A 13,608-nucleotide genomic window follows, 5' to 3' on the forward strand; every position below is an offset into this window, starting at 1 on the left:
CGAACCAAGAAATGCGTACCGAAATCAATCAGAGCGAAGCCAAAGACACCCAATTGCGCGCCGACGCGCTCGAATACCACCGCAGCCCGACGCGCGGCAAGATCGAGGTGGTCGCCACCAAGCCGCTGTCGAACCAGCGCGACCTGTCTCTGGCCTATTCCCCGGGCGTGGCCTACGCCTGCGAGGAAATCGCCGCCGACCCGGCCATGGCCGCCGAATACACCTCGCGCGGCAACCTGGTGGCCGTCATCAGCAACGGCACCGCGGTGCTCGGCCTGGGCAATATCGGCCCGCTGGCGTCCAAACCCGTCATGGAAGGCAAGGGCTGCCTGTTCAAGAAATTCGCCGGCGTCGACGTGTTCGATCTCGAACTCGACGAACTCGATCCGGACAAGCTGGTCGACGCCATCGCCATGCTCGAGCCGACCGTGGGCGGCATCAACCTCGAGGACATCAAGGCGCCGGAATGCTTCTACATCGAGAAGAAGCTGCGCGAGCGCATGAACATCCCCGTCTTCCACGACGACCAGCACGGCACCGCGATCATCTCCAGCGCCGCGCTCCTGAATGCGCTCAAGGTGGTCGGCAAGGACATCGGGCAGGTGAAGCTGGTCGCGTCCGGCGCCGGCGCGGCGGCGATCGCCTGCCTCGACATGATGGTGATCCTCGGCGTGAAGCGCGAAAACATCTTCGTCACCGATTCGCGCGGCGTGATCTGGACCGGGCGCGAAGCCAACATGGAAGCGAACAAGGCGCGCTACGCCCAGGAGACAAGCGCCCGCACGCTGGGCGACATCGTCCAGGGCGCCGACGTCTTCCTCGGCTGCTCGACGGCCGGGGTGCTCACCGGCGAGATGGTCAAGACCATGGCCGCGCAGCCGGTGATCCTGGCCCTGGCCAACCCGGAACCGGAGATCCGGCCCGAAGTGGCGAAGGCCGCGCGGCCCGACTGCATCATCGCCACCGGCCGCTCGGACTACCCGAACCAGGTCAACAATGTCCTGTGCTTCCCCTACATCTTCCGCGGCGCGCTCGACTGCGGCGCGACCCGCATCACCGACGAGATGAAGCTGGCCTGCGTGACGGCCATCGCCGAACTGGCCGAAGCCGAAGCGAGCGACGTGGTGGCCTCGGCCTACGAGGGCCAGGACCTGGTGTTCGGTCCCGACTACATCATCCCGAAACCCTTCGATCCGCGCCTGCTGGCCGCAATCGCGCCGCGCGTGGCGCAGGCCGCGTCCGACTCCGGCGTGGCGGCGCGCCCGATCGCGGACATGGACGCCTACCGCGACAAGCTGGCGCAGATGATCTACCACACCGGCTTCTTCATGAAGCCGGTATTTGCCAAGGCACGCGCCCAGGCGCGCCGGGTCGCCTTTGCCGAGGGCGAGGACCGGCGCGTGCTGCGCGCGGTGCAGACCGTCGTCGACGAGGGGATCGCCCAGCCGGTCCTGATCGGCAGCAAGGACGGCATCGCGCGCGCGATCCGCGAGGCCGGGCTGCGCCTGCAGGCCGGCGTCGACTACACCCAGGTCGAGGCGCAAGGCGACACGTCCCGGCAGGGCACGCGCCTGCTCGCCGCGGGCGAAGTCGATGCCCTCATCTGCGGCATGCAGGGCAGCTACGACAGCCACCTGGAGCACGTGCGCAGCGAGATCGGGCTGGCCCCGGGCGCGCCCGTGCTGGCCGCGATGAACGCGCTGGTGCTCGACAAGTACACGCTGTTCATCACCGACACCTATGTCAACGACGCGCCGAGCGCCGCCGAGCTGGCGGGGATCGCGCAGCTGGCCGCGGCGACGATGCGCGAGTTCGGCATCGAACCGAAGGTGGCGCTGCTGTCGCATTCTTCCCAGGGCTCCTCGGAGCGGCCGGCGGCGCGCCGCATGCGCGAAGCGCGCGAACTGCTGCGCCGCGACGCGCCGCAACTGCTGGCCGTCGGCGAGGTCCATGGCGACGCCGCGCTCTCGGAAGAGATCCGCGCGATCTACGGCATCGAGGCCGGGTTCAAAGGCAGCGCCAACCTGCTGGTGATGCCCTCGCTCGACGCCGCCAACATCCTCTTCAATGTGCTGAAGGTCGCGGCAGGCAAGGGTGTCACGGTCGGTCCTATCCTGCTCGGCAGCGCGAAACCCGTGCACATCCTGAGCCCGAGCGCCACGGTGCGCCGGATCGTCAACATGACGGCACTGGCGGTGGCGGCGGTGCGTTAAGCGCTGTCCTTCGCTGTCGTGTGACGAGCCCATCGGCGCAGGCCGGTGGGCTTTTTTCCATGGCTGCGCGCGCGTCTCGCAAGATATTCGAAAAGAGAATAGCCATCATCATGAGGATCAATTTGATTTCTATCTGGAAGGCCGCATACTGATACCATCAGACAACGAAAGAGGCCCATCATGACGACCAAACACAGCACCACCCCTGCAGCCACCGTTTCCGCTCCGAGCGCATGGGACAAGCTCGTCGCAGGCGTGAAGGATGTGTTCGGGTTCTCGGGACGCGGCGCCGATACCAGCGAGATCTGGGAGCTGTACCGCATGTCGCGCGGTTCCGATTCGTTGCGCCCGGCGCTGGTGCGCAAGCTGGCGGCGAATGCGGCGCGCTAATCGTCATCATTCACGCATGAGGAGCCCCGCTGCGAGCGGGGCTTTTTTTTTGCGCAGCCGATTGTTCGCGGTTTACGCGTGGAGTCCCGACTCCACCGCTTGCGCAGCCAATTACCCCGCGCCCTTACAGCACCTGCTTCTCGTGCGCGATGCCGAGCTCGTCGTAGATCTCGTAGATCACCTCGAGCATGTTCACCAGCTCGGGCGAGCGGTCCATGTGGCGGGCGCTGAAGATGATCGGCGAGACCGCCTGGCGGTCCTCCAGCGGGCGGTAGACGACGTCGGTGCGGATCATGCCCTGCAGGCTCTGCGGAACGATGGCGACGCCCTGGCCGGCGCCGACCAGTCCGATCGCGATCTGCAGTTCGCGCACCTCCTGCACCTGCTGCGGCACCAGGTTGCGCTCCTTGAAGATGGCCAGCACCTGGTCGGCGAAGCTCGGGCGCGGGTTCTTCGGGTAGACCAGCAGCGTCTCGGCGGCCAGCTCCGATAGCGTGATCGGCCCCTCGGTCGCGCCCAGGCGGTGGCCGGTGGGGAGGGCGACGATCAGCGATTCCTCGCGCAGCACGATGCGGCGGATCGCCGGGTCCTCGCTCTTGAGGCGCCCGAAACCGACGTCGATCCGTCCTTCCTTCAGCGCCTGCAGCTGCTCGATCGTGGTCAGCTCGTGGAAGCTGATTTCCAGCGACTGGTAGCGGTTGCGAAAGCGCCGCACGATCTCCGGCAGCAGGCCGTACAGCGTCGAGGCGACGAAGCCGATCGCGAACTTGCGGTCGATCTTGCCGACGCGCTGGGTCATCGCCTTGAGGTCGGCCGCCTTGTCCAGCAGCTCCTGCGCATGCGCGTGAAAAAACCGCCCGGCCTCGGTCAGCCGCAGCGGCCGCGAACCCTTCTCGATCAGGGCCACGCCCAACTCCTCTTCCAGCTGCTGCACCTGCCGGCTCAGCGGCGGCTGCGCGATGTGCAGCCGCTCGGCCGCACGGGTGAAATTCCTTTCGTCTGCCACGGCGACGAAATAGCGCAGGTGGCGCAATTCCATGTTCATACCTCCAAGGTATTGAAGTGATACTAAAACGGTGTTGGACGCCCGTTATGTTCGCGAATAAGGTACGGGTATTCACAAACATTATATGAATAAAATATGATCCGCGAAATCGAAACCACGCTGGTCGACGTCCCGACCATCCGGCCGCACAAGCTGTCCGTCGCCACGATGAACACGCAGACCCTGGTTCTGGTCCGGGTCCGGTGCGAAGACGGAATCGAAGGCTGGGGCGAGGCGACCACCATCGGCGGCCTGAACTACGGTGAAGAAAGCCCGGAGAGCATCAAGGCGAATATCGATGCCCACATCGCGCCGCTGATCCTCGGCATGGACGCCACCAGCGTGGCGCCGGTCATGGCGAAAGTGCGCAAGGTCATCCAGGGCAACCGCTTCGCCAAGTGCGCGATCGAGACGGCGCTGCTCGACGCCCAGGGCCAGCGCCTCGGCGTGCCGGTCAGCGAACTGCTCGGCGGCCGCGTGCGCGACCTGCTGCCGGTGGCCTGGACCCTGGCCAGCGGCGACACCGCCAAGGACATCGCGGAAGCGGAGCGCATGCTCGAGCAGCGCCGCCACCGCATCTTCAAACTCAAGATCGGCGCGCGCAGCGTGCAGGAAGACGTCGAGCACGTGCTGGCGATCAAGCGGGCGCTCGGCGACCGCGCCAGCGTGCGGGTCGACGTCAACCAGGCCTGGAGCGAACTGCAGGCGGTGCGCGGGATCGCCGCGCTGGAAGCCGGCGGCATCGACCTGATCGAACAGCCGGTGCGCGCCGAGAACCGGGCCGCCATGCGCCGCCTGGCCGCGCGCTTCGACGTCGCCGTGATGGCCGACGAGGCGCTGCACGGTCCGGGGGACGCCTACGCCATCGCGCAGCTCGAGGCGGCCGACGTCTTCGCCGTCAAGATCGCCCAGTCGGGCGGCCTGGTGCCGGCCCAGCAGGTCGCCACCGTCGCCCAGCTGGCCGGCATCGGCCTGTACGGCGGCACGATGCTCGAAGGCGGCGTCGGCACGGCCGCTACCGCCCACCTGTGCGCCACCTTTACCGACCTGTCCTGGGACACCGAGCTGTTCGGCCCGCTGCTGCTGACCGAAGAAGTGCTGGAAGAGCCGCTCGTCTACCGCGACTTCATGCTCGAGGTGCCGGCCAAGCCGGGCCTGGGCGTGCGGGTCGATGCCGACAAACTGCGCCGCATGCGCCGCCAATAAGCCCACCGAGCAAGGAGATCGAGATGCTGTTTCACGTAACCATGGAAGTCCAACTGCCCCCGACGATGCCGAAAGAGCAGGCCGACGCCCTCAAGGCGGAAGAAAAGGCGCTCGCGCAGCGCCTGCAGGAACAAGGCAGCTGGCGCCACCTGTGGCGCGTCGCCGGGCAGTACGCCAACGTCAGCATCTTCGACGTGCCCGGCAACGAAGAGCTGCACGCGCTGTTGATGTCGCTGCCGCTGTACCCGTACATGCGCATCAGCGTGACCCCACTCTGCCGGCACCCGTCCTCGGTGCGCGCCGGTGATCTTTGAATTCGCGATTGTATTTAATTGAGTCCCAGAAGGAGACAAGCATGAACCACCAACAAATCGAACAGCTGGCCAAGCAATGGATCGTCGACTCGGCCACCCGCCCGGCCAACCCGCGCGTGCAGGCCATCGTCCTGCGCCTGGTGTCCGACCTGTGCAAGGCCATCGAAGACCTCGACATCCAGCCCAGCGAATTCTGGAAGGGCGTCGATTTCCTGACCAACGCCGGCAAGAACAACGAACTGGGCCTGCTGACCCCGGGCCTGGGCCTGGAGCGCTTCATGGACATCCGTGCCGACGAAGCCGAAGCGCGCGCCGGTATCGAAGGCGGCACCCCGCGCACCATCGAAGGCCCGCTGTACGTCGCCGGCGCGCCGGTCGAGCAGGGCTTCGCGCGCCTCGACGACGGCACCGAGTCAAGCCAGGCCGAAGTGCTGTTCATGCAGGGCACCGTGTACGACGGCGAGGGCAAGCCGGTTCCCGGCGCCCAGGTCGAAGTCTGGCACGCCAACCTGATGGGGAACTACTCCTTCTTCGACCAGTCGCAGTCGCCGTTCAACCTGCGCCGCACCATCGTCACCGACGCCCAGGGCCGCTACGGCTTCCAGAGCATCCTGCCGAAGGGCTACGGCTGCCCTCCGGGCGGCAGCACCCACACGCTGCTCGACGCCCTCGGCCGCCACGGCCAGCGTCCGGCCCACATCCACTTCTTCGTCACCGCTCCGGGCCAGCGCAAGCTGACCACCCAGATCAACATCGACGGCGACGAATACCTGTGGGACGACTTCGCTTTTGCCAGCCGCGAGGGCCTGGTGCCGGCCGTGACCCGCGTCACCGACCCGAAGGCCATCGCCGAGCGCGGCGTCGACAAGCCGTTCGCGTCGATCGATTTCGATTTCCGCCTGCACCGCGAGTCCGAAGCCGCGCCGAGCACCCTGGTCGACCGCCCGCGCGCGGCCGCCTGATCTCGAGCCTGATTTCGAGCCTTACCTCAAGCCTGAGTCCGAGCCCGGTTCCGCGCCACGGACCGGGCCCCACAAGGAGAGCACCATGATTCCGATTCACCCCGTCTCCGCGCCTTGCGCGCCGCAGCCGAAGGTCGACCTCGACCTGGAAGCGCTGCTGGTCGAAGACCACGCCACCGGCGACTACCGCCTGCACCGCAGCGCGTTCACCGACCCGGACTTGTTCGAACTCGAGATGAAGCACATCTTCGAGGGTAACTGGATCTACCTGGCCCACGAGAGCCAGATCCCGAACAACAACGACTACTACACGACCCACATGGGCCGTCAGCCGATCTTCATCGCGCGCAACCGCCAGGGCGAGCTGAATGCCTTCATCAACGCCTGCAGCCACCGCGGCGCCCAGCTGTGCCGCCTCAAGCGCGGCAACAAGGCGACCTATACCTGCCCGTTCCACGGCTGGACCTTCAACAACAGCGGCAAGCTGCTGAAGGTGAAGGACCCGGAGAACGCGGGCTATCCGGAGAGCTTCAACAAGGAAGGCTCGCACGACCTGAAGAAGGTGGCGCGCTTTGCCAACTACAAGGGCTTCCTGTTCGGCAGCCTGAACCCGGACGTCGCGTCGATCGAGGAATTCCTCGGCGAAGCGGGCAAGATCATCGACATGATCGTCAACCAGTCGCCCGACGGCCTCGAAGTGCTGCGCGGCGCCTCGACCTATACCTTCGAGGGCAACTGGAAACTGCAGGCCGAGAACGGCGCCGACGGCTACCACGTGTCGGCGGTTCACTGGAATTATGCTGCAACGACGACCCGTCGCAAGGAGCAACCGGCCGAGCGCGAGGACAAGATCCGCGCGATGGACGCCGGCAAATGGGGACAACAGGGCGGCGGTTTCTATGCCTTCGAGCACGGTCACATGCTGCTCTGGACCCAGTGGGCCAATCCCGAAGACCGCCCGAACTATCCGCGTCACGCCGAGTATGCCGAGAAGTTCGGCGAGGCGACCGCCAACTGGATGATCGGCCGCTCGCGCAACCTGTGCCTGTACCCGAACGTCTACCTGATGGACCAGTTCGGCTCGCAGATCCGCGTGCTGCGCCCGATCTCGGTCGACAAGACCGAAGTGACGATCTACTGCATCGCGCCGAAGAACGAGTCGGACGAGGCGCGCGCCCGCCGCATCCGCCAGTACGAAGACTTCTTCAACGTCAGCGGCATGGCCACGCCCGACGACCTGGAAGAGTTCCGCGCCTGCCAGTCCGGCTATGCCGGCGGCGCCATGGAATGGAACGACATGTGCCGCGGCTCGACGCACTGGATCCAGGGTGCGGACGAGGCGGCCGCCGAAATCGGCCTGGCGCCCGTGATGAGCGGCGTGCGCACCGAGGACGAAGGCCTGTACACCGTGCAGCACCGCTACTGGCTCGACGTCATGCAGAAGGCAAAGATGTCCCAGATCGCCCAGGCGAAAGAAGGAGAGCAGGCATGAGCGCCATCACCATCAACGACGTCGCCGCTTTCCTGTACCGCGAAGCGCGCCTGCTCGACGACGAGGACTGGGACGGCTGGCTCGAATGCTACCACCCGGACGCCGAGTACTGGATGCCGTCCTGGGACGACGACGGCAAGCTGGTGACGAACCCGCAGCGCGAGATCTCGCTGATCTACTACCCGACCCGCCAGGGCCTGGAAGACCGCGTGTTCCGGATCAAGACCGAGCGTTCGAGCGCCACCGTGCCCGACACCCGGACCAGCCACAACATCGCCAACGTCGAGATCGAAAAGCAGGAAGGCTCGGTGCTCACGGTGCGCTTCAACTGGCACACGCTGAGCCACCGCTACAAGACCGACTTCTCGTATTTCGGCATGTCGCGCTACACGATCGACTTCGGCGGCGCCGCGCCGCAGATCCTGAAGAAGTACATCGTCCTGAAAAACGACTACATCCACCAGGTCATCGACGTGTACCACATCTGAGCGGTCAAGCAGCAACCTTTGTAAACAGACGTACCCAGTAACGCCCCGCGAGGGGCAAGGAGACAGACGATGAGCCATCACATCGCCCTGCAGTTCGAAGACGGAATCACCCGTTTCATCGCGTGCAACGACAACGAGAAACTGTCGGATGCCGCCTACCGCCAGCGCGTGAACATTCCGCTCGACTGCCGCGACGGCGCCTGCGGCACCTGCCGCGCGCATTGCGAATCGGGCAGCTACGACATGCCGGAGTCCAGCTACATCGAGGACGCGCTCGAGCCGGACGACGCGGCCAAGGGCTTTGTGCTGGCTTGCCAGATGCGCCCCACCAGCGACTGCGTGGTCAAGATCCTGGCCACCTCGGAGGCCTGCAAGTCGGGCGCCCACAGCTACCAGGGCAAGATCGCCGAGGTCGACCAGTGCTCGCCCTCGACGATCCGCTTCGGGATCGACCTCGAAGAAGGCGCGGCGCCGGGCTTCCTGCCGGGCCAGTACGTCAACGTCGCCATTCCCGGCACCGAACTGACGCGTTCGTATTCCTTCAGCTCGGCCCCGGGCGCGGCCCGCGTCGAATTTGTCGTGCGCAACGTCCCGAACGGGCGCATGAGCGACTACTTGTCGAACGCAGCCAAGCAAGGCGACGCCATCAGCTTCCTCGGCCCGTTCGGCAGCTTCTACCTGCGCCCGGTGGCGCGCCCGGTCCTGTTCCTGGCCGGCGGCACCGGCATCGCACCTTTCCTGTCGATGCTGCGCGCGTTGGAGAAGAGCGGCTTCGCGCAGCCGGTGCGGCTGGTCTACGCCGTCACCAACGACTACGACCTGGTCGGCCTGGCCGAACTCGACCGCATCGCGGCAGCCAACCCGAACTTCAGCTATGTCACCTGCGTGGCGTCGCCCGAGAGCGCGCACCCGCGCAAGGGCTACGCCACCGCCCACGTCGAACCGGCCTGGATGAACGACGGCGAGGTCGACGTCTACCTGTGCGGCCCGCCGCCGATGGTCGACGCCGTGCGCGGCTGGCTGGAAGAGACGGGCGTGACACCGGCCAATTTCTATTTCGAGAAGTTTTCGCCAGCGACAGGAGCCTAAGCATGAGCACAAGCATGAGCACCAACGTGACCGAGCGCAAGCGTTTCGAAGGCAAGGTGATGATCGTCACCGGCGCCGCCCAGGGCATCGGCCGCGGCGTGGCGCTGGCGGCGGCGCGCGAAGGGGCCCAGCTGGTGCTGGCCGACCGCGCGGCCATCCTGGAAGAAGTCGGGGCCGAAGCCCAGGCGCTCGGCGCCCTGGTGACCCTGGCGCAGGTCGACCTCGAAACCTTTGCCGGGGCCCGTACCCTGGCCGAGACGGCCCTGCGCGAATTCGGCCGCATCGACGTGCTGGTGAATAACGTCGGCGGCACGATCTGGGCCAAGCCCTACCAGGAATACGAGGAAGCGCAGATCGAAGCCGAGATCCGCCGCTCGCTCTTTCCGACCCTGTGGTGCTGCCGTGCGGTCCTGCCGAGCATGATCGCGCAGAAGGGCGGCGCGATCGTCAATGTCTCCTCGGTGGCGACGCGCGGCATCAACCGCATTCCGTATTCGGCAGCCAAGGGCGGCGTCAACGCGCTGACCGCGAGCCTGGCCTTCGAGCACGCGCAGGACGGCATCCGCGTCAACGCGGTCGCCACCGGCGGCACCGAAGCGCCGCCGCGCGTCGTGCCGCGCAATCCGAACCCCTTGAGCGCCGACGAGCAGGTCTGGTACCAGGGCATCGTCGACCAGACCCGGGCCTCGAGCCTGATGGGGCGCTACGGCACCATCGACGAGCAGGTCGGCGCCATCCTGTTCCTCGCGTCGAGCGAGGCCTCTTACATCACCGGCAGCGTGCTGCCGGTAGCCGGCGGCGACCAGGGGTGAACATGGCAAGCATGAATATCGACGGCAACAAGCTGCACTACCGCTGCGACGGCGAACGCGGCCGTCCCACGGTGGTGCTCTCGAATTCGCTCGGCACCGACCTGACGATGTGGGATGCCCAGGCGTCGGTGCTGGCCACGCGCTTCAACGTGGTGCGCTACGACACGCGCGGGCATGGAGGCTCGGTTGGTCAAAGCGGCGCCACGCCCGGCCCGTACACGATCGAACTCCTCGGCCGGGACGTGCTGGCGCTGCTCGACCACCTCGACGTCGAGCGCGCCCACTTCGTCGGCCTGTCGATGGGCGGCGTGATCGGCCAGTGGCTGGGCGCCCACGCGCCGGAGCGCCTGCACAAGCTGGTGCTGGCCAATACCGCCTCGAAGATCGGCACCGAAGAGGGCTGGCGCGCGCGCGCCGCGAGCGTGCGCGCTTGCGGCATGGCGGACATCGCCGCCGGATCGCCGGGACGCTGGTTCACGCCCGCTTTCGTCGAGCGCCAGGCGGTCGTGGTCGGCACGATGCAGAAAACCGTGCGCGGGCTCGACCCGGAAGGCTACGCGGCCTGCTGCGAAGCGCTGGCCGTGGCCGACCTCGGCCAGGACCTGGAACGCATCGCGGCGCCGACGCTGGTGATTGCCGGCGCCGACGACCCGGTGACGACGGTGGCCGACGGCGCGGCACTCGTCGCGGCGATCAAGGGCGCCAGGCTGGCGACGCTGCCGGCTTCGCACCTGTCGAATATCGAAGCGCCGGACCGGTTTACCCAGGCAGTGACCAGCTTCCTGCTGGCATAACGACCGCCGCAGGCGGCATCCACGGAGACAGGCATGCAAGAGTCCGATCAGCAAGGGCAGCAAGCGGTAGTGGAAACAAACGGGCAGGGCGCCGCTCCCGAGGCGCCGGCCGCGCGCAGGCGGTCCTGGTCGGACTGGTCGGCGTCCAGCGTCACCGCCGGCTTCCTGGCGGTGCTGGTGTCCTTCACCGGGCCGCTGGCGATTTTCTACCAGGCCGCCCAGGCGGCCCAGGTCGACAGCGCCACCTTCGCCTCCTGGGTCTGGGGCATCTCGATCGGCGCCGCGCTGTCGGGCATCGCGCTCAGCTGGCTGCTGCGCGCGCCGATCATCACCGCGTGGTCGGCGCCCGGCACCGCCTTGCTGATCACGCTGTTCCCGGCCCTGTCGCTGAACGAAGCGGTGGGCGCCTACATCACGGCCGCCGCCATCCTGCTGCTGATCGGCCTGTCCGGCAGTTTCGAGCGCCTGATGGCGGCGGTGCCGAAGGGGATCGCCAGCGGCATGATGGCCGGCATCCTGCTGCCCTTCGGCCTGGATGCCTTCCGCTCGACCGCGACCCTGCCCCTGCTGGCCTGCGGGATGATCGTTTCGTATCTCGTGTTCCGGCGCTGGGTGCCGCGCTATAGCGTGATGCTGCTGCTGGTGGCCGGCGTGGTGCTGGCCTTCCTGACCGGCGCAACCCATTTCGAGGGCCTCGACCTGCAGCTGGTCGCGCCCCAGTTCATCGCGCCGGCCTGGTCGTGGGCGAGCACCTTCAGCCTGGCGCTGCCGCTGGTGCTGGTGACTCTCACCGGCCAGTACCTGCCCGGCATGGCGGTCCTGAAGACGGCTGGCTACGACAGCGGGGTGCGCCCGATCATGACGGTCAACAGCCTGGCCTCGCTGGCGGTTGCCTGCACCGGCGGCATCACGATCGCGATCGCCGCCATCACGGCCGCCATGTGCACCGGCCCCGACGCCCACCACGACCCGCGCCGGCGCTATGTCGCCGGCATCGCCAACGGGGTGTTCTACCTGCTGGCGGGCCTGTGCGGCGGCTCGATCGTGATGCTGTTCGCGGCGCTGCCGAAGGAGCTGGTCATCACGCTGGCGGGGCTGGCACTGCTCGGGCCGATCATTGCCAACCTGGCCGGCGTGCTGGCCGCCGAGGACCACCGCGAGGCTTCCGTCATCACTTTCCTGGCCACCGCCTCCGGCATGAGCTTCCTCGGGCTGGGCTCGGCCTTCTGGGGCATCGTGATCGGCATGCTCGCCTGGGTCATCCTGCATGCAGGCGCCGCCAAAGAAGCGCCGGGGCAGAAGTAGCGCATACGTAAAACCAGCCGGCAACGCGTTCGGCACCACCAGTTTCGCACAACAACCTGAACGATCACGGAGACACGTATCATGCGACACATCGACATCCATAAACTCGCCGACAACGCGAAATTCAACGGCTTCCACACCTCGCTGCTGCTGTGGTGCGCCATCATCATCATCTGCGACGGCTATGACCTGGCCGTGGCCGGCATCGCGCTGCCCTCGATCATGAAGGACATGGGCGTGACCGCCCAGAACGCCGGCTTCATGGTCAGCTCGGCCCTGTTCGGCATGATGTTCGGCGCGATCTTCCTCGGCACCCTGGCCGACCGCATCGGCCGCCGCTGGACCATCGTCATCTGCCTGGCCCTGTTCAGCGTCTTCACGGCCGCCGCCGGCATGACCAACGACCCGTATGTGTTCAGCGTGATGCGCTTCCTGGCGGGCCTGGGTATCGGCGGCGTGATGCCGAACGTGGTCGCCCAGATGACCGAATATTCGCCGCGCAAGATCCGCGCCACCATGGTGACGCTGATGTTCAGCGGCTATGCCGTGGGCGGCATGCTGGCCGCCGTGCTGGGCAAGGGCCTGATCGAGCAGCATGGCTGGCAATCGGTGTTCCTGGCCGCGGCCCTGCCTGTCGTGCTGATCCCCTTCATCCTGAAGTCGATGCCGGAATCGATGCCTTTCCTGATCAAGCAGGGGCGCCTCGACGAACTGAAGACGACGCTGGCGCGGCTCGACCCTTCCTACCGTCCGCAGGCGGGCGACAATTTCGCGCTGCCCGTGGTGGACCGCGCCTCCGGCGCTCCGGTGGGCAAGCTGTTCCAGGACGGCCGTGCCTTCTCGACCGTCATGTTCTGGGTCGCCTTCTTCATGTGCCTGTTCATGGTCTATGCGCTGAGCTCCTGGCTGGCCAAGCTGATGGCCGGCGCCGGCTACAGCCTCGGTTCCGCGCTCACCTTCGTGCTGGTGCTGAACTTCGGCGCCGTCATCGGCGCGGTCGGCGGCGGCTGGCTGGCCGACAAGTTCCACATCAAGTGGGTGCTGGTCGCCATGTATGCGCTGGCCGCGGTCTCGATCTCGCTGCTCGGCTATCCGGTCTCGACCCCGGTGCTGTTCCTGCTGGTCGGCCTGGCCGGCGCCTCGACCATCGGCACCCAGATCGTCACCTACGCCTATGCCGGCCAGTTCTATCCGAGCGCGATCCGTTCCACCGGCATCGGCTGGGCCTCGGGCGTCGGCCGCAGCGGCGCGATCCTCGCGCCGATCGTGATCGGCACCCTGGTGGGCATGGCGCTGCCGCTGCAGCAGAACTTCATCGCCATCGCCATTCCCGCAGTGATCGCCACCATCGCCGTCCTGATGATCCGCCACGACCGCTCGGCGACGGCGGCAAGCGACGTCGCCGTGCAGCGCGCGGCGCAATCCGGCCCGGCCGGCGCCGGGGAGGGCAGCCGTGGGTGAGCGGCATAGTTTCCGGCGGCCCGCCGCCGGACCGATT

At 66.9% G+C, this 13,608-nt stretch carries 13 protein-coding genes; 12 read left to right on the forward strand and 1 reads right to left on the reverse strand.

The annotated features are described in order from the left end of the window. Positions 1–11 precede the first annotated feature (11 nt). On the forward strand, positions 12–2,213 hold the full coding sequence (locus ACFPAH_RS13070) for an NADP-dependent malic enzyme (RefSeq protein ID WP_379745827.1): 2,202 nt from the start codon (positions 12–14) through the stop codon (positions 2,211–2,213). 180 nt (positions 2,214–2,393) lie between these two features. Further along, positions 2,394–2,603 carry a hypothetical protein gene (locus tag ACFPAH_RS13075; protein ID WP_379745830.1) on the forward strand — a complete coding sequence of 70 codons (210 nt, stop codon included), beginning with the start codon at positions 2,394–2,396 and terminating at the stop codon, positions 2,601–2,603. Between the two features lie 124 nt (positions 2,604–2,727). Here ACFPAH_RS13075 and ACFPAH_RS13080 read toward each other — a convergent pair whose 3' ends face one another. Then, the gene (locus ACFPAH_RS13080) at positions 2,728–3,642 is read right to left on the reverse strand and encodes a LysR family transcriptional regulator (RefSeq protein WP_379745833.1); all 915 of its coding nucleotides are present in this window, start codon (positions 3,640–3,642) and stop codon (positions 2,728–2,730) included. A gap of 102 nt (positions 3,643–3,744) precedes the next feature. Here ACFPAH_RS13080 and ACFPAH_RS13085 point away from each other — a divergent pair, with 102 nt between their 5' ends. From ACFPAH_RS13085 to ACFPAH_RS13130, 10 genes are all read left to right on the forward strand, one after another. Then, positions 3,745–4,854 carry a muconate/chloromuconate family cycloisomerase gene (locus ACFPAH_RS13085; RefSeq protein ID WP_379745836.1) on the forward strand — a complete coding sequence of 370 codons (1,110 nt, stop codon included), beginning with the start codon at positions 3,745–3,747 and terminating at the stop codon, positions 4,852–4,854. Between the two features lie 23 nt (positions 4,855–4,877). Next, on the forward strand, positions 4,878–5,168 hold the full coding sequence (gene catC, locus ACFPAH_RS13090; protein ID WP_379745839.1) for a muconolactone Delta-isomerase: 291 nt from the start codon (positions 4,878–4,880) through the stop codon (positions 5,166–5,168). 41 nt (positions 5,169–5,209) lie between these two features. Then, positions 5,210–6,130 (forward strand): catechol 1,2-dioxygenase, encoded by a 921-nt coding sequence (catA, locus tag ACFPAH_RS13095; RefSeq protein WP_379745842.1) that lies wholly within the window; start codon positions 5,210–5,212, stop codon positions 6,128–6,130. 85 nt (positions 6,131–6,215) lie between these two features. After that, positions 6,216–7,622, forward strand: coding sequence for a benzoate 1,2-dioxygenase large subunit (gene benA / locus ACFPAH_RS13100; RefSeq protein WP_379745845.1), 1,407 nt, complete (start codon positions 6,216–6,218; stop codon positions 7,620–7,622). Continuing rightward, a complete protein-coding gene (benB, locus tag ACFPAH_RS13105) occupies positions 7,619–8,110 on the forward strand; it encodes a benzoate 1,2-dioxygenase small subunit (RefSeq protein ID WP_379745848.1) in 492 nt (163 codons plus the stop codon). The genes benA and benB overlap by 4 nt, the downstream gene beginning before the upstream one ends. A gap of 69 nt (positions 8,111–8,179) precedes the next feature. Then, positions 8,180–9,199 (forward strand): benzoate 1,2-dioxygenase electron transfer component BenC, encoded by a 1,020-nt coding sequence (gene benC, locus ACFPAH_RS13110; protein WP_379745851.1) that lies wholly within the window; start codon positions 8,180–8,182, stop codon positions 9,197–9,199. Positions 9,200–9,201: 2 nt separating this feature from the next. After that, positions 9,202–10,011: a 1,6-dihydroxycyclohexa-2,4-diene-1-carboxylate dehydrogenase gene (locus ACFPAH_RS13115; RefSeq protein WP_379745854.1), complete on the forward strand. Its 810-nt coding sequence runs from the start codon at positions 9,202–9,204 to the stop codon at positions 10,009–10,011. Positions 10,012–10,013: 2 nt separating this feature from the next. Continuing rightward, on the forward strand, positions 10,014–10,805 hold the full coding sequence (pcaD, locus tag ACFPAH_RS13120; RefSeq protein ID WP_379745857.1) for a 3-oxoadipate enol-lactonase: 792 nt from the start codon (positions 10,014–10,016) through the stop codon (positions 10,803–10,805). A 33-nt stretch (positions 10,806–10,838) separates the two neighbouring features. Next, positions 10,839–12,110 (forward strand): benzoate/H(+) symporter BenE family transporter, encoded by a 1,272-nt coding sequence (locus tag ACFPAH_RS13125; protein ID WP_379745860.1) that lies wholly within the window; start codon positions 10,839–10,841, stop codon positions 12,108–12,110. 81 nt (positions 12,111–12,191) lie between these two features. After that, positions 12,192–13,571: an MFS transporter gene (locus ACFPAH_RS13130; RefSeq protein WP_379745863.1), complete on the forward strand. Its 1,380-nt coding sequence runs from the start codon at positions 12,192–12,194 to the stop codon at positions 13,569–13,571. Positions 13,572–13,608 lie beyond the last annotated feature (37 nt).

The sequence above is a fragment of the Massilia sp. GCM10023247 genome (genome assembly GCF_042653325.1).
Lineage (GTDB): Bacteria > Pseudomonadota > Gammaproteobacteria > Burkholderiales > Burkholderiaceae_D > Telluria.

Bases quoted from the DNA above. Each gene is read 5' to 3' on its own strand.
- catA (WP_379745842.1), top strand. From the start codon at position 5,210: ATGAACCACCAACAAATCGAACAGCTGGCCAAGCAATGGATCGTCGAC.
- benB (WP_379745848.1), top strand. From the start codon at position 7,619: ATGAGCGCCATCACCATCAACGACGTCGCCGCTTTCCTGTACCGCGAA.
- ACFPAH_RS13070 (WP_379745827.1), top strand. From the start codon at position 12: ATGCGTACCGAAATCAATCAGAGCGAAGCCAAAGACACCCAATTGCGC.
- catC (WP_379745839.1), top strand. From the start codon at position 4,878: ATGCTGTTTCACGTAACCATGGAAGTCCAACTGCCCCCGACGATGCCG.
- ACFPAH_RS13130 (WP_379745863.1), top strand. From the start codon at position 12,192: ATGCGACACATCGACATCCATAAACTCGCCGACAACGCGAAATTCAAC.
- ACFPAH_RS13075 (WP_379745830.1), top strand. From the start codon at position 2,394: ATGACGACCAAACACAGCACCACCCCTGCAGCCACCGTTTCCGCTCCG.
- benC (WP_379745851.1), top strand. From the start codon at position 8,180: ATGAGCCATCACATCGCCCTGCAGTTCGAAGACGGAATCACCCGTTTC.
- benA (WP_379745845.1), top strand. From the start codon at position 6,216: ATGATTCCGATTCACCCCGTCTCCGCGCCTTGCGCGCCGCAGCCGAAG.
- pcaD (WP_379745857.1), top strand. From the start codon at position 10,014: ATGGCAAGCATGAATATCGACGGCAACAAGCTGCACTACCGCTGCGAC.
- ACFPAH_RS13115 (WP_379745854.1), top strand. From the start codon at position 9,202: ATGAGCACAAGCATGAGCACCAACGTGACCGAGCGCAAGCGTTTCGAA.
- ACFPAH_RS13080 (WP_379745833.1), bottom strand. From the start codon at position 3,642: ATGGAATTGCGCCACCTGCGCTATTTCGTCGCCGTGGCAGACGAAAGG.
- ACFPAH_RS13125 (WP_379745860.1), top strand. From the start codon at position 10,839: ATGCAAGAGTCCGATCAGCAAGGGCAGCAAGCGGTAGTGGAAACAAAC.
- ACFPAH_RS13085 (WP_379745836.1), top strand. From the start codon at position 3,745: ATGATCCGCGAAATCGAAACCACGCTGGTCGACGTCCCGACCATCCGG.